Consider the following 25,186-nt stretch of genomic DNA (forward strand, 5'->3'; position numbering starts at 1 on the left):
ACCCCTGTGACCCGCGTCGCCGTGCTCGGCGCGGGCAGCTGGGGCACCACCTTCGGCAAGATCCTCGCCGACGGCGGTGCGAACGTCGTGATGTGGGCACGCCGCCCGGAGCTCGCGAACGAGATCCACACCGGTAAGCGCAACACGAAGTACCTGCCCGGCATCAATCTGCCGCGCACGATGACCGCGACCTCGCACCTCGCGGAGGCGCTCGAGGGCGCCGACCAGGTCTACCTGTCGATCCCGAGCCAGTCGCTGCGCGAGAACCTCGCGGGTGTCCGGCCGCTGCTCGAGGGCAGCTCGGTGCCCGTCGTCTCACTGATGAAGGGCGTCGAGAAGCGCACCGGACTGCGGATGAGTCAGGTCATCGAGCAGGCGCTCGGCTGCGACCCGGCGCGCATCGCCGTGGCTTCCGGGCCGAACCTTGCGCTCGAGATCGCCCAGGAGCAGCCCACCGCCGCGGTGATCTCCTCGATCAGTCCCGAGACGGCGGAAGTCGTCGCACGTGCGGCGCGCAACCGCTACTTCCGTTCCTTCGTCAACACGGACGTGATCGGCACCGAGTTCGGCGGTGTGCTGAAGAACCTGATCGCGGTGGCGATCGGCATCGTCGACGGAGTCGGCTACGGCGAGAACACGAAGGCGTCGATCATCACGCGCGGTCTGGTCGAGATGACGGACTTCGCCGTCGCTCAGGGCGCGCAGCCGGAGACCCTGCAGGGGCTCGCCGGGCTCGGCGACCTGATCGCCACGTGCCAATCACCCCTCAGCCGGAACAACACGGCCGGCAGGCTCCTGGGACAGGGGTACAAGTTCCAGGATGTCGTGGCGCAGATGCAGCAGACGGCGGAAGGGCTCGCATCCGTCGCCCCCATCCTGCAGCTGGCCAAGGCGAGCGGCGTGCAGATGCCGATCGTCGAGCAGGTCAAGCGCGTGCTCGATGGCACGATGAATCCGCGCGAGATCGCCCCCCACCTGACGACCGACGACGACACCCCGCAGGGGGAGAGGACCCAGAATGGACAAGCCGGTAGTGGTGGTGCTCTTTGGCGGTCGCTCCAGCGAGCATTCGATCAGCTCCGCCACGGCGGGCGGGGTTCTGGGCTCGCTTGACCGCGAGCGGTACCGGGTGATCCCGGTCGGTCTCACCCGCGAGGGCGCGTTCGTGCTCGAGGACGACGACCCGGGCAAGTTCGCCCTCGTCGCCGATCGCCTGCCGGCCGTGATCGACAACGGCACGCGCATCATCTGGCCCGAGGCCGCGGGGGATCGCGTACTGCGCGTCCGCGACGCCGACGGCACCGTGCGCGAGCTGGGTGCGGTCGATGCGGTTCTGCCGATCCTGCACGGTTCTCACGGTGAGGACGGCACCATCCAGGGCTTCTTCGACACACTCGAGCTGGCCTACGCGGGCGGCGGAGTGATCGACTCGGCGCTGTGCATGGACAAGCACTTCATGAAGGTCGCGCTGCAGGCGGACGGCATCCCGGTCTCGCCCGGAGTGACGCTGCGGCGTTCCGACTGGAGCGAGGACACGGATGCGGTGCGCCCGCGCCTGGCGCACCTGGAGCTTCCCTGGTTCGTCAAACCCGCTCGGGCGGGCTCGAGCGTGGGCGTGTCGAAGGTGCACTCCGCTGACGAGCTCGACGCGGCCCTGCGGATCGCCTTCGACGAGGACGACAAGGTGCTCGTCGAGCAGGGCATCGTCGGCCGCGAGGTCGAGGTCGGCGTGCTCGAGGGGCGCGACGGCGTCGTGCGCGCCTCGCTTCCCGGCGAGATCGTGTTGAGTTCGCGGGAGTTCTACGACTTCGAGGGCAAGTACCTCGGCGGCGACGGCGTGGATGTGGTGTGCCCCGCAGCCATGACCGACGCCGAGATCGACACGGTTCGCGACATGGCCTTGCGTGCGTTCGCTGCTGTCGACGGCCGCGGTCTCGCACGCGTCGACTTCTTCCTGACCGCCGACGGCCCGATCGTCAACGAATTGAACACGATGCCCGGCTTCACGCCGATCTCGATGTTCCCGAAGTGCTGGATCGCGTCCGGCCTCAGCTACTCCGAGCTGCTGTCGGAGCTCATCGAGACGGCGCTCGCGCGGCGCTGACGCCTACGAGGTGCCGGGGCGTGCGGTGCACTCCCCGTCCTTCGGCAGTTTCGCGACCAGCGACGAAAGACTGTCGAGCACGTCGACGCTGGAGACCACGTCGTTGTCGAGGTAGATCTCGACGGCGGGCGTGCGCCCGAAGCTCGTGAGGCGGTATCGGGGCGCGTCGCTGTCGTCGATGAGCCAGTCCACGCCCGACACCGTCTGGCAGACGAGGGTGGAGGGTCCCGGCGGTGTCACACCGCAGGTCAGGATCACGGCGGCCGGGTCGCCCCACGCCCCCGTCGCCTGCGCGTCCGTCCATCGACGGTCCTGGCCCGCCACATTCTGGGGCAGGTAGGCGGTGATATCCGCGCAGCGCGGATCGTTCGCGGCCGGGGCGGGTTCGAGCGCGACCGTGCTGCTGCAGCCGGTGAGGGCGAGCAGCGCGAGGGCGACGGCTGCCAGGCGGCCGAGTCGGGGGCGGATCACCTCTCCAGGCTAACCCCGGCCGCGGCCGCATCCGTCTCGCGTCAGTGCCGTGGAAGGTAGCGTGGCGGGGTGAACGAGCGCAGCGAGAAGACCGTGGCGGAGCTCAGCGAGCGGGAGATCCTGCGCCGCATCCTGGCGCGCGTCGGGACGGGCTCCGCCGTGGTCGGCCCCGGCGACGACGCGGCGGTGCTGGCCCCCGGCGGGCAGATCGTGGCGACCGTGGACACCCTCGTCCACGGTCCGGATTTCCGGCTCGCGTGGACCGGCGGATTCGACCTCGGCTGGAAGGCCGCCGCCGTGAACCTCGCGGACGTCGCCGCGATGGGCGCTCGCCCGACGGCGTTGCTCGTGGCCCTCGCGATGCCCGACGACACGACGATCGGCTTCGTCGAGGCCGTGGCGGACGGCCTGCGCGCGGCGTGCGACGAGCTCGCGCCGGGATGCGCCGTCGAGGGCGGCGACCTCACGGTCTCCGACACGCTCACCGTCGCCGTCACCGCGTTGGGCGAGCTCGACGGTCCCGCGGTGCTCCGCTCCGGCGCACGGGAGGGTGACACGGTCGCGGTCGCGGGGGAGCTGGGCGGTGCCGCACGAGGATTGCGACTCCTGTTCACGCGGTTCCGCGACACCGATCTTCGCCCCGTGCCGGTGGACCCGCAGATTCTCACGGATGCGGAACGCGACGACATCGCGGCGCAGTTGCGCCCGCATCCGCCGATCGCCATCGGGCCGCGAGCCGCGGCGGCCGGGGCGCACGCCATGATGGATGTCTCCGACGGTCTCGTGCTGGACGCGACGCGCCTGGCCGACGCGTCGGGGGTCACGATCGCGCTCGATGCGGCATCCCTCGGTCCGGATGCCGACACCGCGCTGAGCGGTGGAGAGGATCACGCCCTCCTCGCCACCTTCCCCGCGCACCTCGCTCTGCCCGACGCCTTCCGGCCGATCGGGACGGTGCGCACGCGCGGCGAACATCCGGTCACGGTCGACGGCGCGAGTCCCGCCGATCGCGGCGGATGGGATCCTTACGCCGACTGGGACGCCGGTCGCGGCTGAGCCCACCAGAGCGCGGTGTCGCCGTGACGGCGCTCGCGCACCTGCTCCAGGTCGGCTCGCTCCCACTCGGGTTCGGCGGAGCGCTTCGCGCGCTCGACGACCACGAGAGCGTCGTCGGTGAGCAAAGGCCGCAGCAGCGCGAGTGCCTCGGCGAGATCCTCGTCGGCGATGTCGTAGGGCGGGTCGAGGAACACGAGGTCGTACGTGGATGCGCCCTGGCGCAGGAAGGCGGCGACGGTGCTGCGGTGCGCCCGCGCCGTCGCACCGGTCGCGCGGGCGATGACCTCGGCGTTGCGCCGCACCACGGCGGCGGCCTTCGCGTTGTGCTCGACGAGGTCGACGTGCACCGCGCCGCGGCTCAGCGCCTCGAGGCCGAGCGCGCCTGAACCCGCATACAGATCCAGCACGCGGGCGCCGGCGAGCATGTCCTGCGACTCGAGCGCGGCGAAGAGGGACTCGCGGACACGGTCGCTCGTGGGCCGGGTTCCGCTGGCCGGCACGTCGAGTCGGAGTCCGCCGGCGGATCCGGCGATGATGCGCGTCACCCCCTCACCCTACCGACGGGCGTGGGGGAGGCCCGCCGTAGAATCGGCTCATGTCCGTCACCCTCGACTCCCGCCTCGACGGGGTGATCGGAGGCAAGGCCGCGACGACCCTGCAGCGGGCGTTCGGGATGCGGACGGTGAGCGATCTGCTCACGCACTACCCGCGTCGCTATGCGAAACACGGCGAGCTGACCCCCATCGACTCGCTGACCGTCGACGAGCAGGTCACGATCGTGGCGCAGGTCAAGAGCGTCACCGATCGGAAGATGAAGAACCGGCGCGGCTCGATCCTCGAGGTCGTCATCACCGACGGCCGCGGTGACCTCGTGCTCACCTTCTTCAACCAGCCGTGGCGTCAAGATCAGCTCAAGGTGGGCCGGCGCGGCACCTTCTCGGGCAAGGTGGGCGAGTACCGCCGCCAGATGCAGCTCGCTCATCCGGACTACCAGCTCTTCGAAGACGAGAGCGTCGCGCTGATGAACGCGCAGGCGTACGCTTCGCAACCCATCCCGATCTACCCCGCGACCGCGTCTCTCTCGAGCTGGAAGATCGGTGAGCTGATCTCCCACACGCTCGATCTGCTCGCGCCACTGGACGATCCGATCCCCGACGACATCCGCGCCCGAGAGGGCCTGTTGGGCTTCCGCGAGGGCCTCGAGCGCGTGCATCGGCCGGACTTCGACGACGTCATCGACCAGGCGGTGCACACCCTGCGTTGGCAGGAGGCGCTCGTCCTGCAGACCGCCTTGCTGCAGCAGCGCCAACTCGTGCGCGCGCTGTCGGCCGAGCCCCGGCCTGCGGGCTCGCTGCTGGAGCGTTTCGACGCGGCGCTGCCGTTCGACCGCACACCCGACCAGGTCTCGGTCGGCGAGGCGATCGCCGCCGACCTCGTGGGTCCGTGGCCCATGAACCGTCTGGTGCAGGGCGAGGTGGGCTCGGGTAAGACTCTCGTCGCGCTACGGGCCATGCTCCAGGTGGCGCAGAGCGGCGGGCAGTCGGCACTGATCGCCCCCACGGAGGTGCTTGCCGCGCAGCATCTGCGCTCGCTCACGAAGATGCTCGGTCCGGCCCTCGCCCCCGAACTTATGCCGACACTGCTCACCGGGCAGATGGGCGCCGCTGAGCGACGCAAGGCGGCGTTGCGGGTCGCCGCCGGGCAGGCGCTGATCGTCGTGGGCACGCACGCGCTGCTCAGCGACAAGACGACCTTCGCCGACCTCGCCCTGGTCGTCGTGGACGAGCAGCACCGCTTCGGCGTCGAGCAGCGCGAGACGCTCCGGGCCAAGGGCACGAGCCCGCACGCGCTCGTGCTCACGGCGACGCCGATCCCGCGCACCGTGGCGATGACGGTGTTCGGCGACCTCGACGTCTCCACGATCCGCACGATGCCTGCAGGCCGTGCCGGCATCGAATCGTTCGTCGCGCCGGTGGGGGAGAAGCCCGCCTGGTTCGAACGTGTCTGGATGCGCGCCGCGGAGGAGGTCGAGAAGGGCTATCAGGTTTTCGTGGTGTGCCCGGCGATCGACGTCGAGCCTGAGACCGCCATCGCCGAGGCCGGGCAAGAGCCGTCGACCACGATCGACGATCTGCCCGACGACGCCGGTGCTGCTCGTCCACGGTGGGGCGTCGTGCAGGTCGTCGGGCTTCTCGCCGAGCATCCCCGGTTCGCCGACAAGCGCATCGCCCTGCTGCACGGCAAGCTTCCCTCCGAAGAGAAGGATGCGGTGATGCGCGCCTTTGCCGCCGGCGACATCGACGTGCTCGTGGCGACCACGGTCGTCGAGGTCGGCGTCGATGTGCCGAACGCGTCGACGATGATCATCCTCGACGCCGATCGGTTCGGTGTCTCGCAGCTGCACCAGCTCCGCGGGCGTGTCGGGAGAGGTTCGGTGCCGGGGCTCTGCCTCCTCGTCACGGACGCACCACCGCGCACATCGGCTCGAACCCGTGTCGAAGCGGTCGCGGCGACGCTCGACGGCTTCGAGCTCGCCGAGGTCGACCTCCAGTTGCGCGGCGAGGGCAACGTCCTCGGCGCTGCGCAGTCGGGAGCGCGCTCTTCGCTGCGGATGCTGCGCGTGGTCACAGACGCCGACCTCATCGCGCGGGCGCGCAGCGACGGCGAGGTGATCCTGGCCGACGACCCCGCGTTGCTGCGGCATCCGGGACTCGCGGGCGCCATCGAGCGTCGACTGGACGCCGACGAACGCGCGGCGCTGGGAAAGAACTGACGGCCTCGCGGCGCGTTCCTCTTCTGTCGAAGGCGCCCCGCTAGGGTGAGAGGGTGAGCAACCGGATCGCCGTCGTCCCCGGCTCCTTCGACCCGCCCACCCTCGGTCATCTCGACGTCATCCGTCGTGCCGCGGGTCTGTACGACGAGGTCCACGTGCTCGTCGTGCACAATCCGGGTAAGGAGGCCATGCTCCCCATCGCGCAACGTGTCTCCCTGCTGGAGCAGTCGATCCGTGAGGACGGCTTTCCGGCCGAGCACGTCACAGTGGCGTCGTGGAGTGTGGGCCTGCTGGTCGACTACGCCACCGAGGTCGGTGCCGGCGTGCTGGTGAAGGGCATCCGCTCGCAGGTGGACGTCGCCTACGAGACGCCGATGGCGATCGTCAACCGCCATCTGGCGGGGGTCGAGACCGTCTTCCTGCTGCCCGACCCTTCGCATGCGCTCGTATCGAGCTCGCTCGTGCGACAGGTCGCCTCACTCGGCGGGGACGTGTCGCCGTACGTTCCGCCGGTCGTCTCGCGCTTCCTGGACACCGGGGGCCGGGGCATCTGACGGATCTCGCCGCGCGCCGGCGGGCTAGACTCTCCGGGTGAGAAATCGTCGACCCGGCCCCTTCAGCATCGGTGTGCGCGACATCGTCAATCGCCCCGGCGAGATGCGCGAGGTGTCCTTCGACGTCCCCGCACCCGAGAAGTGGGGCGAGGGACTCGTCTCTGTGGCACAGGGCGAAGAGGTGCACATCGAGGCTCGTCTGGAGTCCGTTCACGAGGGCATCCTCGTCACGGGCGACGTCGAGGCGGAGTACACGGGAGTGTGCGGGCGATGCCTCATCGACATCGCCGCGCCTGTCGAAGTCGAGTTCCAGGAGCTTTTCGCGTATCCTGGATCGGAAGCGTCCGACTTCGAAGTTCAAGACGACCACGTGGATCTTGAAAATCTGGTCAGGGATGGCGTCGTCCTGTCGCTTCCGTTCCAGCCGGTGTGCCGGCCGGATTGCCCAGGTCTCGACCCCGAGACCGGTGAGCGTCTGGCAGACCACCCCGCGCAGGCACCGCGCGAAGCCCTCGATCCTCGCTGGGCAGCGCTTGCGGACCTGGTAGCGGAACCGGCCACGGAGCCCGGCGACGCAGGACAAAGCACACAGACCTCATAGAAAGAGAAGACCATGGCAGGTAACCCCCCGAAGCGCAAGGTTTCGCGCTCCAACACCCGTTCGCGCCGCGCGCAGTGGAAGGCCGAGGCTCCCGCCCTCGTCAAGACCATCGAGAACGGCAAGGTCGTCTACAGCCGCCCGCACCAGGCGAAGGTCGTCACCGACTCGCAGGGTACCGAGCTGTTCCTCGAGTACAAGGGCCGCAAGGTCGCTGACATCTGAGCCGCGTTCCGTGACGGACGCAGCTGCGGATCTCTCCGCACTCTCCGAGAAGCTCGGGGTCGATATCGACCCCGAGCTTCTTGCGCTGGCGCTGACGCATCGCTCGTACGCGTACGAGCACGGCCAGATTCCGCACAACGAGCGTCTCGAGTTCCTCGGCGACTCGGTGCTCGGACAGGCGGTGACGGTCAAGCTCTACCGTTCGCACCCCGAGCTCGACGAGGGATCCTTGGCCAAGCGTCGGGCGAGCGTCGTGTCGACGGTCGCCCTCGCAGAGGTCGCCCGCTCGATCGGTCTGGGCGCGTACATCCGGCTCGGCCGCGGTGAGCAGCTGACGCGTGGCGACGACAAGGACTCGATCCTCGCCGACACGACCGAGGCGATCATCGGCGCGACGTACCTCTCCGCCGGAGCGGAGGCCGCGACCGGACTCGTGCTGCGCCTCATCGAGCCGTTGCTCGCCGATCCGGAACGGTACGACGCCGCCGTCGACCCGAAGACCGCGCTGCAGGAGCTCGCGGCCCGGATGGGGCTGCCCGCGCCCGTGTACCGGGTGGATTCGACCGGGCCGGACCACGCCCGCGTCTTCGAGGGCACCGTGACGGTGGGCGAGGTGAGCACCACGGGATCGGGGACGAGCAAGAAGCAGGCCGAGATGGCCGCTGCCCTGACGGCGTGGCGCACCCTCAGCGGACGCGACTGAGGTGCCTGAGCTCCCCGAGGTCGAAGTCGTGCGCGCGGGTCTCGCGCCCGCCGTGGATGGTGCGTTCGTGAACGGCGTGGAGGTGCTCGATGAGCGCGCGCTCACCCGCCATTCCGGCGACGGGTCGCACTTCGAGGCCGAGCTCGCGGGCCGCACGTTCGGCGCCCCGGCGCGCCGCGGCAAGTTCCTCTGGATCCCGTTGGCGGACGCGGGGGAGCAGGCCGTCGTCGCGCACCTCGGGATGAGCGGGCAGATGCTTCTGCGCGAGCCGGGGGCGCCCCGCGAGCGCCACGAGCGCGTACGGCTCGACATCCGGCATCCGCAGCACGGCGAGCTGGCGGTCGTTTTCGCCGATCAGCGCACGTTCGGCTCCCTCGCCCTGGATCACCTCGTGCCCACCGGTGACGGGGCGGCAGGAGGCTACGGCACAGATCGCCCGAGCGTTCCGACGCAGGTGTCGCACATCGCGCGCGACCCGCTCGATCCGGCGTTCGACGACGGGAGCTTTCGCCGTCTCGTCGCGCGCAAGCGGTCGGGCATCAAGCGGGTCCTGCTCGATCAGGGTGTGGTGAGCGGCATCGGCAACATCTACGCCGATGAGGCCCTGTGGGCCGCCAGGATCCATCCCGAGACCGCAGCTGCGACGCTGAGCACCCGCGCCGTCAACCGGCTCCTCGCCGAAGTGCGCGCCGTGCTGCAGAAGGCGCTCGCGGAGGGCGGCACGAGCTTCGACGCCCAGTACGTCAATGTCAACGGTCAAGCCGGCTACTTCGCCCACTCGCTGAACGCGTACGGGCGTACCGGCGAACCGTGTGCCCGCTGCGGCCACGCCATCGTGCGGGTCGCCTTCACGAACCGCTCGAGCCACTACTGCCCGCACTGCCAGCGAGTGCGGTGATGTCCAGGGGCCGCTGACGCGGACCGATGCCCGTAGGCTCCCGTCGAGGTCGGAGGGAGATCGAGCATGACGGGAACAGGTGCTGAACCGGCGCAGACGGGTGGGCAGAGCGTCGCGCGGATCGTGATCCTGCTGAGGACGCTGCCGGCGGGAATCGGTGAGGTGCTGGCTCCGGTCGCCCCGACCGTGGCGCAATCGCTTCACGGCGCGCCGGTTTCGCGGATCGAGGTCACGGTCAACGGTGTGCCCGTGACATTCCACCTGCGCAGCGAGCCGCTTCGAGCCCGTGAGCTCGACTATGCCGTCGCCCAGTCGCCGCTGAGCGCACTCGTGTCCGAGGCGGTCGCTCGTCATGTCGCTCACCTCGTGGTGAGCGTCGAGGCGCCGACGGATGTGTTCGACGCCCATCACGTCGTGTCGCAGCTGGGCGCCGCGTTCGCGCAGGAGAACGGCCTCGCGGTCTGGCTTCCCGATGCTGATCTCGCGACCACGGACGTCATGTACGTGGGTGAGGTGTCCGAGCGTCCGGCGCTGAACTGGTTCCACACGATGGCCGCTCGCCTCGACGAGACGGCATCGATCGCCCACACCATCGGCCTCGGCCGCTTCGGCGCGCCGGACGTTCAGCTGGTCTCCTCGGTGCTTGCTCCCGCCGAGGCTCACGCCGCACTGCGGGATGCGGTCGCAGGAATTCTGGAGGCGAGACGGGTGCCTGAGGCGGGCGATTACGTCCACGTGGCGGGCGTCGCCTCCGTCCTGACACCGGGACAGAGTCGACTCGGGATGCCGGTCGTTCTCGACGTGGTGACCGCGCCGCCGCCGGACGGGGAGGCTCCGTCGGCGGGGCGCGGCCCCAGGCGTCGGTGGTTCGGGGGCAGGTGACGCCCCCACGTGCTCACGAGAGCACGCGCTTCCACACGCCCTCGTAACTGACCGGGACGAAACCGATGGCCTCGTTGATGTCGAGCATCGGCCGGTTCTCCTCCGCGTTGTACGTGACGACGCGTGTCGAGGCCGGCGCGACTCGCGGCCAGGCGAGCAGACCCTCGGCCTTGACGAGCATGCCGAGCCGGTGGCCGCGATGCGTCGAGAGCACGAGGGTGTCGTACTGGTGCGACGCGGCCTCCGGGTCGACGCCCAGCACGAGCTCGTTGAACGCGCACAGCTCACCGGTCGCGATGTGCTGTGCGGCGGTCACCAGCATCCGGCGCCCGCCGTCGAGGATGTCGGCGTCCCAGGTGCGCACACGTGCGGCATCCCAGGTCTCCTCGTCCACCACCAGGTCGGCGGAGGGGGCGTCGGTCGACATGCGCGACTTCATCCAGGCGTACCCCTCGACGAACTCGTCGGGGGTGGGGGTCTCCCACTGCACAACGCGGTAGTCAGTGGATGCAGCGCGCGCGTCGGCGGCATGCTGCTCGAGTTCTGCCCGGTTTCCCGCGATGGTGAAGGCGCTCTTTCGCACGATCTGCTCCAGCGTGTAGCCGTGCCGCAGGAGGAAACGTGCCGGGTGATCGAGCGGCACATGGCCGAAGCCGGTCGGAGGCGTCAGCTGCTCGCCGTCGGCGGCGGGATGTTCGACCCAGCTCTGCATGACGCTGCGGCCGTGCGCGCGGGCTGTGTCCTCGAGGAGTGCGTGCGCACGCTCGCCGATGCCCTGACCCCACACGTCGCGGCGCAGCTCGATGAACACGTACGACGTGCGTGACCCGTCTTCCTGCGGCAGATCCATGCCCATGCGCCCCACCGGCTCGTCATCGAGGAGCACGAGCCAGTGGAGACGCAGTTCATGTGGATCGGAGCGGGCGATGGGGGCGAGCTCGCCCGGAGTCATCCGGTCGTCGTCCGTGCCGGATATCTCTCGATAGACCTCGTTTCGGACGGCGGCGAGCCGGTGGAAGTCCCGGGCTGCGGGCCCGTCGAGGTCCGTGGGGACCTCGACAGGCCGCAGCTCGAGGGTGGTGAGGGTGTCCATGGTGGTGCTCCGTGGGTGACTCGTGTCGATCATCGGATCGTGGGCTGGGCTCCGGTGCGCACGACGGCGAGGTCGTACGCGCGTCGGACGTCCTGCGCGAGAAGAACCCGGGCGTTGGCCTCGGGTGAGACGCGCCGCCGAGAGCGGTCGCGACCCCAGAGCAGCAGCCGGAGCCCGACGCGCATCGCGATGCGGTCGACGAGGGTGGGCCGTGCGGTGGGCGACGGCGGGTGGGTGGGAAGCGACGCCCGGATGGGGGCGTCCTGAGTGATATTCACGATGGTTCTCCGAGTGAGAGCGGGCAGAATGCGGCCGCCGGACGGGGCCGCAGTGCGGTCGGAAAGGGCCGACCACGTGCGAGGGCACGGGCGGCGGAGGAACGAACGGGTCAGCGTGCGATCGACTCCGCGCGGAGGTCTGCCCGGTGATGGGCAGACTGATCCCCGGCGAGGGTCAACGAGCGGTGTGCGTGCGACCGTTCTGGAACACACCGACGGAGCGGATCGCATCGACGGCGCACGTGTTCGGCGCGGTGGTGACAAGCAGACGAGTCATCTTGCGATCTCCTTTCTCAACGTCGGTTGGCAGATGAGGACGCTAGCGTGTCTGAGAGACAGCTGTCAACATCCCGGGCGTGTCGCGCTCTCTGCCTGCGTCGCTGCGAGGCGGAAGAGGGCCGCTCCGGTAACGTCGTGAGAAGCCCGACGACCGGAGGATCCGCATGCACCTGAAGAGCGTGACGCTCAAAGGGTTCAAGTCGTTCGCGCAGCCCACGACCTTCGCCCTCGAGCCGGGTGTCACCGCGATCGTGGGACCGAACGGATCCGGCAAGTCCAACGTCGTCGACGCCCTCGCCTGGGTGATGGGCGAGCAAGGCGCGAAGACCCTCCGCGGCGGCAAGATGGAGGACGTCATCTTCGCCGGCACGTCCACCCGGGGCCCGCTCGGACGTGCCGAGGTGCAGCTCACGATCGACAACGCGGATGGGGCGCTTCCGATCGAGTACGCCGAGGTGACGATCAGCAGGACACTGTTCCGCAACGGCGCCAGCGAGTATGCGATCAACGGGCAGTCCTGTCGACTTCTCGACGTGCAAGAGCTGCTCAGCGACTCGGGGCTCGGCCGCGAGATGCACGTCATCGTCGGGCAGGGGCGCCTCGACACCGTGCTGCAGGCGAGCCCCGAAGACCGCCGGGGCTTCATCGAGGAAGCAGCCGGCATCCTGAAGCACCGTCGGCGCAAGGAGAAGACCCTTCGCAAGCTCGAGGCCATGGAGGCGAACCTCACCCGCCTCAGCGACCTCGCCGGCGAGTTGCGCCGTCAGCTCAAGCCGCTCGGGCGCCAGGCCGACATCGCGCGCGAGGCGGCGACGATCGCCGCCGTCGTCCGCGATGCACGGGCGCGGCTGCTCGCGGACGAGCTGGTCGCACTGCAGGCGGAGCTCGCCGACTTCGCGCGCAACGAGCAGGATCGCCGCGCGGAGCGGACCCTCCTGCAGGACCGCGCCGATCAGGTCAAGGCACGAGTCGTTGCGCTCGAGACGCAGGAACGCTCCGAAGCGGTGGATGCGGCGCGCCGCGTCGCCTTCGGGCTCGAACAGGTACAGGAGCGGCTGCGCGGTCTCTACACGCTTGCGGGACAACGACTGAGCCTGCTGTCCGAGGACGAGGACTCCCTCGCCCCGACCCCGACCGTGTCGCAGGCGGCGATCGACGAGGCGCGCGAAGAGCTCGACACGATCACGACCGGTGTCGGCGAGGCCGAGGATGCCGCGGCGGCCGCCGCGCGCGACGTGACCCGTGCGCGCGCCGAGCTCGACGCGCTGGACGCCGACATCGCGGCGCAGAGCGCCCTCGTCTCCGAGCACGACATGCGCCTCACGGCCCTGCGCGGCACGGCGGAGGCGGCGGAATCGGCGCTGGCGGCCGTTCGTGCCGCCGTGGAACGACAGCAGAAGGCGCTGGATGCCGCGCTCGCTCGCCGAGCCGATGCGGAGGAGGAACTCGCGGGCGCCGACCCGGACCTGGTTCCGGAGACCTCGTCGGCAGAGCACGCCGCGGCCTACGAGCAGGCGCAGCGGCATGCTGCGGACGCCGAAACGGAGGTGGCCGGCATCCGGGAGCGACTGCATGCCACCGAGCGCGAGGTCGACGCGCTGTCCGCTCAGGTGAAGACGCTCGGGCGCGCCCTGGACGTGCGCACCGGCGCCTCCGAGCTCATCGCGACCGGAGGCAGCGGCGTTCGCGGACTCGTGGGCGATGCCGTTCAGGTGACCTCGGGCTACGAGGCCGCCATCGCCGCCGCGCTGGGCGCCGTCGCCGAGGGCGTGCTCGTCGACAGCGAGGCGGATGCGGTGGATGCGGCGGCGGTGGCCCGCGGCGGAGACTTCGGCGTCGTCGACATCGTGATCGCGGAGGTGTCCGCCGCCCCGGCCGACATCCCCGACATCGAGGGCATGGTGCGCGCGACCGACGTCGTAACGGCTCCGGCGGGTGTCGCGGGACTCCTGGCGCGTGTCGTGATCGCCGCGGATCTTTCGGCCGCACAGGGCGTCCTCGCTTCGGCACCCGAACTCACCGTGGTCACGCGCACGGGCGAGATCGTCACGCGCTTCTCGGTGCGTGCGGGCAGCGGCCAGGGCCGATCCCGGCTCGAGCTCGCAGCAGAACGCGATGCCGCCGCCGAGCGACTCGGCGAACTGCAGGTCGTCGCCGACTCCCTGCGTGAAGCCCTGTCCGATCAGACCCGCGCGCTCCATGAGGCGCGCGCCCGCACCAAGCACACCCTCGACGCGCTGCGCTCCCACGACGCGGCACTCGCGGCGCACGCCGAGAAGGTCAACCGGGCGACGGTCCGACACGAGGCGGCGGTGGCGGAGTGCGAGCGGCTCACGCAGGCGCTGCGCCAGGCCCAGGCGGCAGTGGTCGAGGCCGAGGATTCCGCGCGCGTCGCGGCGGACCGCCTGGCATCGGCGCAGGAGGCCCCGCGGCCGATCCTGGATGCGTCGGCTCGCGACGGCATGCTCGCCGCTCTCGACGCGGCGCGCGACGGCGAGATGCGCGCTCGCCTGGATGTGGAGACCCTTCGCGAGCGGATCCGCGCCGGCGAGGCTCGCATCGCCCAGCTCCAACGTCAACGCGAACGAGAGCGCGCGGCGGCCGAGGAGGCCGCCCGCCGCGCGGTGATCCGCCGGCGCCAGCGCGACATCGCCGCATCCGTGGCAGCTCAGCTGCCGGCGCTGCTGGACTCGGTCGACCGCTCCGTGTCGCAGGCGCGCGTGGAGCTCGCCGCGGCGGAGTCCGCGCGAACGGCCGTCACGGCGGAGCTCTCCGAAGCGCGACGCGAGGAGGCGGCGCTACGGGAGCGCCTGAGCGGCCTCACGGAGAGCGTCCACGGACTCGAGCTGCGCATCCACGAGAAGAAGCTGCACGTCGGCTCGCTCCGCGAGAGGGTGCAGAGTGAGCTCGGTCTCGATGAGAACATTCTGATTGCGGAATATGGGCCGGATCAGCCGATCCCGGACGACGCCGCCGAACCCGCCGAAGAAGGCGAACAGCCCACGATTCCCTTCGACCGGGGCCAGCAGCGCAAGCGCCTGCAGGAGGCGGAGCGCAAGCTCGCGCAGCTCGGACGGGTCAACCCGCTCGCGCTCGAGGAGTTCGCAGCCCTCGAGCAGCGGCACACGTTCCTCACCGAACAGCTCGCCGATCTCACGCAAACACGAAAAGACCTGCTCACGATCATCGAGGAGCTCGACGAGCGGATGCGGTCGATCTTCCTTGAGGCGTTCGAGGACACCCGCGTCGCCTTCACCGAGGTGTTCCCGCTGTTGTTCCCCGGCGGCACCGGCAGCATCGCGCTCACGGATCCCGACAACCCCCTCACGACCGGGATCGACGTCTCGGTGCGGCCGGTCGGCAAGAAGGTCGAGCGGCTCTCGCTGCTCTCGGGCGGGGAGCGCTCACTCGCGGCTGTCGCGTTGCTCGTCGCGATCTTCAAGGCGCGCCCCAGCCCCTTCTACATCCTCGACGAGGTCGAGGCTGCGCTCGACGATGCCAATCTCGGACGCCTGCTGACGGTGTTCGAGCAGCTGCGCGCATCCAGTCAGCTGATCGTCATCACGCACCAGAAGCGGACGATGGAGATCGCCGACGCGCTGTACGGCGTCTCCATGCGCCAGGACGGCGTCTCGGCCGTCGTCGGCCAGCGGGTGCGCGAGCGCGAATCCGCGTGAGCCCGGCCGCGTAGGCTGGAGGCATGGCCGAGAGATCGTGGTCGCTGGGGCGTGCCCTGCGAGGGATGTTCGTCAAGCCCGTCATCGACGAGAGCACGTGGGAGGACCTCGAGACGGCCCTGCTCACGGCGGACTTCGGTCCCGACGTGACCGAACGTCTCATCGACGAACTGCGCGAGAAGGTCGACCGCTACCGCACGACCGACCCCAAGGACCTCCAGCGGATGCTGCGCGAGAGTCTCGAGGAGCACTTCGCGAAGTTCGACTCCACGCTCCGGCTCACCGAGCGTCCGGCGGTCGTCCTCGTCGTCGGCGTCAACGGTGTGGGAAAGACGACCACGATCGGCAAGTTCGCCAACTTCCTGCGTCGCTACAACCGCTCGGTCGTCGTCGGCGCGGCCGACACCTTCCGTGCCGCGGCCGTCGACCAGCTCGCGACCTGGGCAGAGCGCGGGGGAGCAGCGATCGTGCGTCCGCAGCAGGAGGGGCAGGATCCCGCATCCGTCGCCTTCCAGACCGTGGCGCACGCGATCGAGACGGGTACCGAGATCGTCCTCGTCGACACCGCCGGGCGCCTCCACACCAAGGGCGGGCTCATGGACGAGCTGGGCAAGATCAAGCGCGTGATCGAGAAGCAGGCGCCGATCAGCGAGGTGCTCCTCGTACTCGATGCCACGACGGGCCAGAACGGTCTGATGCAGGCCGAGGCGTTCCTCGAGCAGGCCGGAGTCACCGGCCTCGTGCTCACCAAGCTCGACGGATCGGCCAAGGGCGGATTCGTCCTGGCCGTGCAGGAGCGCACCGGCATCCCCGTGAAGCTGTTGGGTCAGGGCGAGGGCATCGGAGACCTCACCGGATTCACGCCCCACGTCTTCGTCGAGCAGCTCGTCTCCTGAGCCGCGCGCCGGACTACCGCCCGGCGGGCCGGGCTGGTTTCATTGACTCATGGCGATCGAGCACGACTTCTTCGGACTTCTGGAATCAGGGCCCGACGGGTCTATCTTCTGGTCCGAGAACGTCGAGTTCGGTGACCAGAGCGTGACGGTCGATCTCACGGCTCCCGATCAGGAGGACGTCTCCGTGGCAGCCCTGGACGTCGCCGCCTCCCTCATCTCCTCGCTCGAGCAACTCGACCTGCTCGCGCGCAATGCCATGATCGGCGAACTGGACGACCGCACCAGCGAGGTGACGGAGTACATCCTGCAGCAGCAGGACACCTTCGGCGAGGACATCACCGATCTCCTCGTGGATATCTCGGGTGACGTCCACGTCGACGTCATCCGTTCGCTGCAGCTCACCAGCATGACGATCCTCGCGGACGAGCACGGCGGTTCGGATCCCTTCGCCGTCCTCGAGTACGCGCTCGATGCGGACTCGACCGACGATGTGCTCCTGGTTAACCTCGACTCGGACGGCGCGGTGATCTCGGTCACGAGCGCCGACTGAACTCACTCCGACGGCACCGCGGTCGCCGCGGCGATCAGTTCGCGCGTGAAGGGGTGCTGAGCACCGGTGAAGACCGCCTCGGTGGCACCTTCCTCGACGACGCGGCCGGCGGACATGACGAGGACACGATCGCTGACGCGCCTGATGACGGCGAGGTCGTGCGAGATGAAGACGACGGCGGCCCCGCTCGTGGCCGGCAAGGTGAGGATGAGCTCGAGGATCCCGGCCTGCGTCGCCACATCCAGCGCCGACACGGGCTCGTCGCACACGAGCACGTCCGGGGAGGCAGCGAGCGCCCGCGCGATGGCCACGCGTTGCCGCTGCCCACCGGACAGCGTCGCCGGACGTCGTCGAAGCAGCGTCGGGTCGAGCCCCACCCGTTCGAGGAGCCCTCGGGGGGTCGGCGCATCGGGAGCGGATGAGGCCGTCAGGATGCGTTCGATGCTCCACCGGGGATCGAAGCTGCCCAACGGGTCCTGCGGCACGAGACGGATGCGCGGCGCGGGCGTTGCGAGCGTGATCGTGCCGGTGTCCGGATGCTCGGCGCCCACCAGGAGACGCGCCAGGGTCGTCTTGCCCGACCCCGACGCGCCGACGACGCCGACGACCTCGCCCGCCCGGATGCGGAGATCGACGTCCGTGAGGGCGGTGACCGAGCGATATGCACGCCCCACGCCCTCCGCGCTCAGAAGCATGCGGCCCGCCGGCTGCGCGGCGATCGACTTCGGCCCGCGCGGAGACGCGGCCAGCAGCGCGCGCGTCGCCCCGTGGCGCGGTGCCGACAGCACCTGAGCAGTCGGGCCCGTCTCCACCACGGCGCCGTCCTCCACAACGGCCACCCTGTCGGCGACGCGGGCGACGGCCGCGAGGTCGTGGCTGATCAGCAGGACCGCTCGACCCTCGTCACGGATGCGGGCGAGGAGATCCAGAACGTGCATCGCCACCGTGGCGTCCAGGGCGGTCGTCGGCTCGTCGGCGATGAGGATGTTCGCGCCGCCCACCATCGCGGAGGCGATGAGGGCGCGTTGACGCATTCCGCCGGAGAGCTCGCCCGGACGGCGCGCCAGGAGAGTTTCCGGCTCCGGAAGCCCCGCGTCCGCGAGGGCCTGCAGGACACGTGCGCGCCGGAGGGGCCGGGGGACCCGGCGCACCGCGAGCGTCTCGCCGACCTCCGCCTCGATCGTCCGCAGCGGGTCCAGCGATTGGAGGGCGTCCTGCAGCACGAGCGCGACGTCGCGCCCCCGCATCCCTCGCCAGCCGCGCCGTCCGGCGCGTCTCATGTCGCGGCCCGCGACCTCGAAGCGCGCCGCGGCGACCGAGGCGCCGGTCTGCTCCTGCGTGAAACCCAGCAGTGTTCTCGCCAGAACGGACTTGCCTGCGCCGGAGGAGCCGACGACGGCGACGATCTCGCCCGGGTTCACCTCCAGGTCGACGCCGCGCAGCACATCGCCGGTGCCCGGAAGCGCGACCCGCAGTCCCGCCACGTGCAGCCCGTTCATGCGCGCACCCCGCCCGCCAAGCGCCGCCCGGCCGCCGTGAGCACGGCGGCCGTGACGACGATCGCGAGTCCGGGGAAGACCGTGAGCCACCAAGCACTGCCGATGTAGACACGCCCCGCGTTGAGCATCGCCCCCCACTCCGGCGACGGCGGGAGCGCCCCGAGCCCGAGGAAGCTGAGTGCGGAGACCCACACGATCGCCTGCCCGACGCCGAGGGTAGCGACTGAGACGAGCGGCCACAGCGCGTTGGGGGCGATGTGTCGGAGGAGGATGCGGAACCACCCGACATCTTCGAGGCGGGCGTACTCGACGTATCCGCTGCGCGCGACCTGGCGCACCTGCGTGCGCAGCATCCGCGCGTAGCCCGGTGTCGTCGCGAGCCCGATGGCCACGACCGACGCCGCCGTCCCCGGGCCCGCCACCGCCACGAGAAGGAGGGCCATGACGAGCGTCGGGAGGGCGAAAAGCACCTCGATGATCCGAGACAGCGCCGCATCCAGCCACCGCGGGCCGAGGCCGGCGGTGAACCCCAGGAGAAGGCCGGCCCCGACGCCGATGGCGGTCGCCGCGGCGCCGACCCCGGCGGATGCGGCGGCGCCGTGCACGACGCGCGTGTACAGATCGCGCCCCGACTCGTCCGTTCCGAATAGGTGCGCGGGACTCGGTGGGCGGAACGCTTCGGCCGGGGCGATCGCGAGCGGGTCGCCCGGAGCCAGCAGTCCTGGCCAGATGATGGCCACGATGAGCACGGCGAGTCCGATCAGCGCCGCGACGCCTGCGGCGCCCCACGCGGAGACGAACGCTCTCAGAACTCCGGGCCGTACCTGCATCGAGGCTGCGGCAGTCATGCGCCCACCGCTACCGTCGGGACGCGCAGCGAGCGGGGTCGCCGACCGCGAAGACGCGGATCGACGAGAAGCTCCGCCGCATCCGTCAGAACGACCACGACGACGTAGATGAGCGCGACCACGACGACGGCGCCGATCACCAGCGGCACGTCGCGGGCGGTGGCCGCGTCGATCAGCAGGCGTCCGAGACCGGGGCGCGCGAAGAGGGCCTCGACCACGACTGCGCCGGAGAGCAGGCTGCCGTAGGCCCACCCGGAGAGGGCCAGGGCGGGAAGTGCCGCGTGCCGCAGCGTGTGCCGCAGCAGCACCCGCACCTCGGATGCGCCGCGGCTGCGAGCGGTCGTCGCGAAGGGAGCGGCGTCGGCAGCGGTGAGCGAATCGCGCATGACCTGTGCGAGGAAGCCGGCGATCGGAACGGCGAGGGTGAGGACGGGGAGCACGAGCCCCGCCGGATCGGCGCCGACGCTCGTGGCGGGCAGCACGCGCCAGGTCGCGGCGAACAGCAGGATCAGTACGGCGCCGAGCCAGAACTGCGGCATCACGGTGGCGATCGTCTCGACGGAGCGCAGAACGGTGGACACGAACCGCGCCGCCCGGCCGCGCACCACCGTGACGATGATCGCCCCGATCAGTGCCAGCACCCACGCGACCACCAGGGCGAGGGTTGCGAGAAGGAGGGTGGAGGGCAGCTGCGCGGCGATGAGATCGGCGACGGGCTGCTTCCTGGCGTACGAGTCGCCCAGCTGCACGGTGGCGATCCGGCCCAGTTGCAGCAGGTACTGCACGACCAGCGGCTGGTCGAGCGCGTAGGCGCGGGTCGCCGCCTCCACCGTCTCGGGCCCCGCTTGGGAACCCGGACCGCCGAGGATCGCCTCGAGGGGGTCGCCGGAGGCGCGCAGCGCGAAGAACACCACGGTGGCCACGAGCCACACGACCAGCAGCGCCGATCCGACGCGCGCCGCCACCCAGCGAAGGACCCTCACCGAGCGCTCAGCCGTTCAGGCGGGTGTCGATGAAGGTCGGCGTGGCCACCGTGCCCAGCGTCGTGACGCCGCTCGCGCCGCGCACCAGGAAGTGGTTCTGCTGGTCGTAGAGCGGGAGGATGGCGTAGCTGTCGAGGATGATGCGCTGCGCCTGGGCGTACAGGTCGGTGCGCTGCTGCTCGTCGGATGCGGCCGACGCCTGATCGAGGAGCGCGTCCAGCTTCGGATCGGACAGTTGTGCGTGGTTGGCGAAGTAGCCGCTGGGCGCGGGGACGATGCCGTCGGAGTCGTACAGGATGCGCAGGACGTCGGGTCCCACCTTCGTGTACGGCGCGCTCACCGCTTCGTACTCCTTCGCGCCGAGTGCGGCGTACCAGCCCGACAGGTCCAACGGGGTGATCTGGACGTCGAAGCCCACGGCGTCGGCGTTCGCCTGGATCTGCTCGAAGAGCGACTGCTCCGCCGCCACCGACTGGTTGGTGCTGACGGGGAAGCGCACGCTGAGGCGCGCTCCGTTCTTCGTGCGGACGCCGTCCGCATCCCGCGTCGTCCAGCCGGCCTCGTCGAGCAGCTGTTCGGCGCGCGCGGTGTCGGTCGTGAACAGCGACGCGTCGCTGATGGCGGCGGGCTCCGTGCTCGCGAGTGGCGAGAACGAGCGCGTGACCGTGCCCTGGTAGAGCGCCGTGATCCCCGGGTCCGGATCCGCCGCCCGGATGAAGGCTTCGCGCACGCGGATGTCGTCGAAGGGGGCCTGGCCGGTGTTGAGCTCGATGCGGTTCACGGAGCCGGGTCGGGGCGCGTCGATGTGGGTCGTGTCGGTGGAGTTCTCCGCCGCGACGATCGCGTCCGGCTGCGGGTTGTCGATGACCTGCACCTCGCCCGAGAGCAGGGCTGCCTGCCGCGTCGCGGCATCCGGGATGAAGCGCCACTCGATCGCATCGAGGTAGGCGGGGCCCTCGTGCTGGGCCTCGGGGCCGGGGGAGGCGTAGTTCTCATTGCGCACGAGGTGCACCGACTCCTGCGGCGTCCAGGAATCGACGATGAAGGGGCCGGTGCCGATGGGCGCCTTGCAGTTCTCCTCTTGCCCGCGGGCGATTCCCGCGGGGGACTCGATCGCTGTCCACTGCTGGCTGAGCGACTCCAGGAGTGCGGAGTCGGGGGCTGCGAGGTGGAAGCGCGCGTGCGTCGCATCCACGACCTCGACGTCGGTCACCTTCGCGACGGCCAGATAGCCCGTGCTGGATGCGGTGTCGGGGTCCTTGAGGTGCTCGATGTTGGTCTTGATCGCGGCCGCATCGACGGGGGTGCCGTCGGTGAAGGTCACCCCGTCGCGGAGGGTGAAGTCCCACGTGAGTCCGTCGTCGCTGACCTGCCACGACTCGGCGAGCCACGGCGTGATGGTGCCCTCCGCGTCGCGGCCGACGAGCGGCTCCAGGTACTGCGTCGAGATGAGCGCCTGCGGGTAGTTGCCGCCGACGTGCGGGTCGAGACAGGTCGGCTCGGCGTCACCGGTGGCGTAGACGAGGGTCCCGCCGTCACGCGGAGTATCGGCAGTGCCCCCGGCCGCGCACGCGGTGAGGGCGAGGGCGGCGGCGAGGCCTGCGGCCGCCACGGCGGCGCGACGAGAGCTGAGAGGTGCAGGGATCATGGGGGAGCCTTTAACGAGAGGGGCACACGGAAGCGCGCGGACGGACTTGCTGTATCCGGTCCAAGAAGCCAGCCTACCGCGGTTCTCGGATGCCGCTCCGCCGCTTCCGCGGGCCGGGTGCCGGTGCCCGCTGGGCAGGAGATCGCCACAGATCAGGACGATCCGGACCGAATCGTCCTGATCCAGGGAGATCTCCTGCGGGAGGCATGCGGCCGCGGCCAGAGGAGCGGGCGCTGACTAAGCTGCTCGGATGACCGACGTACCGCGGATGGGGCGGCCTCGGGCGAGCTCGCCCGAGACGATCGCCGAGGCCGCATGCGAGCTGTTCTTCGAGCAGGGGTACGACGGGACCTCGATCGGAGACATCACGCGTCGCGCCGGCGTCGCGCGAGCCAGTTTCTTCAACTACTTCCGCGCGAAGAGCGACGTGCTCTGGTCCGGCTTCGATGCGCGCTTGGCGGCGGCTTTCGGCGCCATGGCGGAGGGCGCGGCCGTCCCCGATGCTCTCGCTGGCATCGGGCGCGACCTGACCCCTGACACGCTCGCGCTCGCGATCACCAACGCGGAGGCCATGGGTCTCGGCGAGGAGCTCGAGAGGCAGCGTGCCGAACGGTTGGCGCTGCTGCAGCGTGAGATCGCCCCTCGACTGACCGACACGACCGGCGACGCTCTGCTCGCGCAGATCCGCGCCGCCGCCTACGGTGCGGCTGTTCTCGGTGCGGTCTGGATGTGGGCGCAGCGCGGTGCCTCGTCGGTGTCGCTGGAGGCTCTCCTGCAGCACGCACTGTCGATCTCGGGGCGCTTCGGAGGGTCCGACGACTCATCCGCCGCCGCGCTCGCGTAAAATCGACGCATCATGGCGACTTTCGGCACCCTCTCCGACCGGCTCACTGAGACCTTCCGCAATCTGCGCACGAAGGGGAAGCTCAGCCCCGCCGACGTCGACGGGACGGTGCGCGAGATCCGACGCGCCCTGCTCGACGCCGACGTCGCACTGGCGGTGGTGAAGGAGTTCACGGGCAAGGTGCGCGAGCGGGCGCTCGGCGACGAGGTCAACCGTGCGTTGAACCCCGCGCAGCAGGTCGTGCAGATCGTCAACGAGGAGCTCGTCGCGATTCTCGGCGGCGAGCAGCGTCGTCTGCAGTTCGCCAAGACGCCACCCACGGTCATCATGCTCGCGGGTCTCCAGGGCTCCGGAAAGACGACGTTCGCCGGAAAGCTGGCTCGCCTGCTGGAGAAGGACGGCCACACACCGCTCCTCATCGCCGCGGACCTCCAACGACCCAACGCCGTCAACCAGCTGCAGGTCGTCGCCGAGCGCGCGGGAGCCGCGATCTACGCGCCCGAGCCCGGCAACGGCGTCGGCGACCCCGTGCGCGTCGCGCGCGACGGTGTCGAGTACGCCCGTCGCCACCAGCACGACACGGTCATCATCGATACCGCCGGACGCCTCGGCGTGGATGCGGAGCTCATGAAGCAGGCCGCCGACATCCGCACGGCGACCGATCCCGACGAGGTGCTGTTCGTCATCGACGCGATGATCGGCCAGGATGCGGTCAACACCGCGACCGCCTTCCAGGAGGGTGTGGACTTCACCGGTGTCGTCCTCTCCAAGCTCGACGGCGACGCCCGCGGCGGTGCTGCGCTTTCCGTGGCCTCGGTCACGGGTCGACCCATCATCTACGCCTCGACCGGTGAAGGACTCGACGATCTCGAGCCCTTCCACCCGGACCGCATGGCGAGCCGCATCCTCGATCTCGGTGACATCCTCACCCTGATCGAGCAGGCGCAGCAGACCTTCGACGAAGCCGAGGCGATGAAGGTCGCCGAGAAGCTCGCGAAGGAGCAGTTCACCCTCGAGGACTTCCTCGAGCAGCTGCAGCAGATGAAGAAGATGGGCTCGATGAAGAAGATGCTCGGGATGCTCCCGGGCATGGGCCAGATGAAGCAGCAGCTCGACAACTTCGACGAGCGCGAGATCGACCGCACCGAGGCGATCATCCGATCGATGACGCCGGCCGAGCGCCGCAACCCCAAGCTGCTCAACGGCTCGCGCCGTCTGCGCATCGCGCGCGGCTCCGGCATGACCGTGACCGACGTGAACCAGCTCGTGCAGCGTTTCGACCAGGCCGCGAAAATGATGAAGACCGTCGCGCGCGGCGGCGTGCCCAGCATGCCCGGCGTCGGCTCGATGGGGCGTCCGGGGGCGTCGGCGAAGCGCGGCAAGCAGCAGAAGGCGAAGGGGTCGCGCTCCGGCAACCCCGCCAAGCGCGCCGCCGAGAACGCGGGGCTGCCGGCTGCGGAGCCGACCGGTTCGGGCTTCGGCCTCGGGGGCGGGAAGGCCCCGAGCGAGGCCGACCTCGCCGAACTGCAGAAGTTGCTCGGCCGCGGCTGAGCGCGCGTCAGAGCACGATTCCTGCGTGCGCGAGAACCGTGCGCACGTGACGGGCGAGATACTCCTGCCCCTCTGCGGTCGGATGCTCGCTGTCCCACTGCAGCAGCTCCGGGTTCTCCTGCAGCGGCTGACCCAGCCAGACGAACGTGCCGTCGGCGGCCTCCACGGCTGAGCGGAGGGCGTCGGAGCTCCACGCGATCGACGGCGGCGCCTCCCAGGGCTGGTTCCACAGCGTGCTCAGCCCGACGATCCGCGTCGAGGGGAGCGCGGCGTGCAGTTCCTCGACCGTGGCGCGCGTCGCCGAGTCGATGTCGTCGGCGTCTTCGTCCGAGTCGTTGTCCGAGGACTGCAGGATGATCATCGCCGGCTCGAGGCCGACGGCCGCCTGCGCGAGCGCCGAGAAGTTTGTCCCGCAGTCGCCGTCGACGACGAATCCCGCGCCCGCGCACGAGAGATTCACGATGTCCGTGTGCGTCTGTTCGCCCAGCAGAACGGGCCACGCCTGGTCGGGGTCGAGCCCGTACCCCGACATGATCGAGTCGCCGATCGTGATGATGACGGCGTCGGAGGCGATCGTCGGTGTACGCGTCGGCGAGGCCGACGGCGCGGGCGACGCCGGATGCGGAGGGATGTTCGGCCGTTGCGGCGGTGCAGCCGCGCACCCGGCCATCATCAGCGTCACGACCCCGACAGCGGTCCATGCCGTTGCATGGAGCCGGTGGCGGCGGTGGACGATCACGGGATCACGGTAAGCAGCGAGTTTATGAGCGCGGTAC

Annotated in this window: 24 protein-coding genes; 15 read left to right on the forward strand and 9 right to left on the reverse strand. The window is 70.2% G+C overall.

What is annotated here, in order from left to right; genetic code table 11:
* Positions 1-6: 6 nt before the first annotated feature.
* On the forward strand, positions 7-1,113 hold the full coding sequence (locus KYX17_RS14450) for an NAD(P)H-dependent glycerol-3-phosphate dehydrogenase (RefSeq protein ID WP_243227670.1): 1,107 nt from the start codon (positions 7-9) through the stop codon (positions 1,111-1,113).
* On the forward strand, positions 1,019-2,104 hold the full coding sequence (locus tag KYX17_RS14455; protein WP_243227671.1) for a D-alanine--D-alanine ligase family protein: 1,086 nt from the start codon (positions 1,019-1,021) through the stop codon (positions 2,102-2,104). Before KYX17_RS14450 ends, KYX17_RS14455 begins: the two co-directional genes overlap by 95 nt.
* A gap of 3 nt (positions 2,105-2,107) precedes the next feature.
* Here the strand turns inward: KYX17_RS14455 and KYX17_RS14460 are convergent, their stop codons facing one another.
* Positions 2,108-2,575 (reverse strand): DUF3515 family protein, encoded by a 468-nt coding sequence (locus KYX17_RS14460; protein ID WP_243227672.1) that lies wholly within the window; start codon positions 2,573-2,575, stop codon positions 2,108-2,110.
* 69 nt (positions 2,576-2,644) lie between these two features.
* On the opposite strand from KYX17_RS14460, the gene thiL reads away from it, so the two are divergent.
* Positions 2,645-3,631: a thiamine-phosphate kinase gene (gene thiL, locus KYX17_RS14465; RefSeq protein ID WP_243227673.1), complete on the forward strand. Its 987-nt coding sequence runs from the start codon at positions 2,645-2,647 to the stop codon at positions 3,629-3,631.
* Here thiL and rsmD read toward each other — a convergent pair.
* Positions 3,601-4,176 (reverse strand): 16S rRNA (guanine(966)-N(2))-methyltransferase RsmD, encoded by a 576-nt coding sequence (gene rsmD / locus KYX17_RS14470; protein ID WP_243227674.1) that lies wholly within the window; start codon positions 4,174-4,176, stop codon positions 3,601-3,603. The genes thiL and rsmD overlap by 31 nt on opposite strands.
* A gap of 50 nt (positions 4,177-4,226) precedes the next feature.
* Between rsmD and KYX17_RS14475 the strand changes: the two genes are divergently transcribed.
* From KYX17_RS14475 to KYX17_RS14505, 7 genes are all read left to right on the forward strand, one after another.
* Entirely contained in the window at positions 4,227-6,404 is a 2,178-nt protein-coding gene (locus KYX17_RS14475) for an ATP-dependent DNA helicase RecG (protein ID WP_243227675.1), read from the forward strand.
* A gap of 53 nt (positions 6,405-6,457) precedes the next feature.
* The gene (gene coaD, locus KYX17_RS14480) at positions 6,458-6,958 is read left to right on the forward strand and encodes a pantetheine-phosphate adenylyltransferase (RefSeq protein WP_137417165.1); all 501 of its coding nucleotides are present in this window, start codon (positions 6,458-6,460) and stop codon (positions 6,956-6,958) included.
* 103 nt (positions 6,959-7,061) lie between these two features.
* Positions 7,062-7,559, forward strand: a complete 498-nt coding sequence (locus KYX17_RS14485) for a DUF177 domain-containing protein (RefSeq protein WP_243228192.1) — start codon at positions 7,062-7,064, stop codon at positions 7,557-7,559.
* A gap of 12 nt (positions 7,560-7,571) precedes the next feature.
* Complete coding sequence (gene rpmF / locus KYX17_RS14490) at positions 7,572-7,781, forward strand: 50S ribosomal protein L32 (RefSeq protein ID WP_045248451.1); 210 nt, start codon at positions 7,572-7,574, stop codon at positions 7,779-7,781.
* A gap of 10 nt (positions 7,782-7,791) precedes the next feature.
* The gene (gene rnc, locus KYX17_RS14495; protein ID WP_243227676.1) at positions 7,792-8,484 is read left to right on the forward strand and encodes a ribonuclease III; all 693 of its coding nucleotides are present in this window, start codon (positions 7,792-7,794) and stop codon (positions 8,482-8,484) included.
* Between the two features lies 1 nt (position 8,485).
* Positions 8,486-9,382, forward strand: coding sequence for a bifunctional DNA-formamidopyrimidine glycosylase/DNA-(apurinic or apyrimidinic site) lyase (mutM, locus tag KYX17_RS14500; RefSeq protein WP_243227677.1), 897 nt, complete (start codon positions 8,486-8,488; stop codon positions 9,380-9,382).
* 66 nt (positions 9,383-9,448) lie between these two features.
* Complete coding sequence (locus KYX17_RS14505; RefSeq protein WP_243227678.1) at positions 9,449-10,264, forward strand: hypothetical protein; 816 nt, start codon at positions 9,449-9,451, stop codon at positions 10,262-10,264.
* 13 nt (positions 10,265-10,277) lie between these two features.
* Here KYX17_RS14505 and KYX17_RS14510 read toward each other — a convergent pair whose 3' ends face one another.
* Both KYX17_RS14510 and KYX17_RS14515 read right to left on the reverse strand, forming a co-directional pair.
* Positions 10,278-11,357, reverse strand: a complete 1,080-nt coding sequence (locus KYX17_RS14510) for a GNAT family N-acetyltransferase (protein WP_243227679.1) — start codon at positions 11,355-11,357, stop codon at positions 10,278-10,280.
* Positions 11,358-11,386: 29 nt separating this feature from the next.
* A complete protein-coding gene (locus KYX17_RS14515) occupies positions 11,387-11,635 on the reverse strand; it encodes a hypothetical protein (RefSeq protein WP_243227680.1) in 249 nt (82 codons plus the stop codon).
* 443 nt (positions 11,636-12,078) lie between these two features.
* Between KYX17_RS14515 and smc the strand changes: the two genes are divergently transcribed.
* Genes smc through KYX17_RS14530 form a run of 3 tightly spaced genes read left to right on the forward strand, consistent with a single transcriptional unit; the run spans position 12,079 to position 17,037 of the window.
* The gene (gene smc, locus KYX17_RS14520; RefSeq protein WP_243227681.1) at positions 12,079-15,591 is read left to right on the forward strand and encodes a chromosome segregation protein SMC; all 3,513 of its coding nucleotides are present in this window, start codon (positions 12,079-12,081) and stop codon (positions 15,589-15,591) included.
* Between the two features lie 23 nt (positions 15,592-15,614).
* Positions 15,615-16,487 carry a signal recognition particle-docking protein FtsY gene (gene ftsY / locus KYX17_RS14525; protein WP_243227682.1) on the forward strand — a complete coding sequence of 291 codons (873 nt, stop codon included), beginning with the start codon at positions 15,615-15,617 and terminating at the stop codon, positions 16,485-16,487.
* A 49-nt stretch (positions 16,488-16,536) separates the two neighbouring features.
* Positions 16,537-17,037, forward strand: coding sequence for a DUF2004 domain-containing protein (locus tag KYX17_RS14530; RefSeq protein ID WP_243227683.1), 501 nt, complete (start codon positions 16,537-16,539; stop codon positions 17,035-17,037).
* Between the two features lie 2 nt (positions 17,038-17,039).
* Here KYX17_RS14530 and KYX17_RS14535 read toward each other — a convergent pair whose 3' ends face one another.
* Genes KYX17_RS14535 through KYX17_RS14550 form a run of 4 tightly spaced genes read right to left on the reverse strand, consistent with a single transcriptional unit; the run spans position 17,040 to position 22,015 of the window.
* On the reverse strand, positions 17,040-18,536 hold the full coding sequence (locus KYX17_RS14535; protein ID WP_243227684.1) for an ABC transporter ATP-binding protein: 1,497 nt from the start codon (positions 18,534-18,536) through the stop codon (positions 17,040-17,042).
* Positions 18,533-19,384 (reverse strand): ABC transporter permease, encoded by an 852-nt coding sequence (locus KYX17_RS14540; RefSeq protein WP_243227685.1) that lies wholly within the window; start codon positions 19,382-19,384, stop codon positions 18,533-18,535. Before KYX17_RS14540 ends, KYX17_RS14535 begins: the two co-directional genes overlap by 4 nt.
* Complete coding sequence (locus KYX17_RS14545; RefSeq protein WP_243227686.1) at positions 19,381-20,367, reverse strand: ABC transporter permease; 987 nt, start codon at positions 20,365-20,367, stop codon at positions 19,381-19,383. The genes KYX17_RS14540 and KYX17_RS14545 overlap by 4 nt, the downstream gene beginning before the upstream one ends.
* Positions 20,368-20,374: 7 nt before the next feature.
* Positions 20,375-22,015 carry an ABC transporter substrate-binding protein gene (locus KYX17_RS14550; RefSeq protein ID WP_243227687.1) on the reverse strand — a complete coding sequence of 547 codons (1,641 nt, stop codon included), beginning with the start codon at positions 22,013-22,015 and terminating at the stop codon, positions 20,375-20,377.
* 250 nt (positions 22,016-22,265) lie between these two features.
* Between KYX17_RS14550 and KYX17_RS14555 the strand changes: the two genes are divergently transcribed.
* Positions 22,266-22,859, forward strand: a complete 594-nt coding sequence (locus KYX17_RS14555; protein ID WP_243227688.1) for a TetR/AcrR family transcriptional regulator — start codon at positions 22,266-22,268, stop codon at positions 22,857-22,859.
* A 12-nt stretch (positions 22,860-22,871) separates the two neighbouring features.
* Positions 22,872-24,410, forward strand: a complete 1,539-nt coding sequence (ffh, locus tag KYX17_RS14560) for a signal recognition particle protein (protein WP_243227689.1) — start codon at positions 22,872-22,874, stop codon at positions 24,408-24,410.
* A gap of 7 nt (positions 24,411-24,417) precedes the next feature.
* On the opposite strand, the gene KYX17_RS14565 is transcribed toward ffh, so the two are convergent.
* On the reverse strand, positions 24,418-25,149 hold the full coding sequence (locus tag KYX17_RS14565) for an SGNH/GDSL hydrolase family protein (RefSeq protein ID WP_243227690.1): 732 nt from the start codon (positions 25,147-25,149) through the stop codon (positions 24,418-24,420).
* Positions 25,150-25,186 lie beyond the last annotated feature (37 nt).

The sequence above is a fragment of the Microbacterium sp. CIAB417 genome, assembly GCF_022788845.1.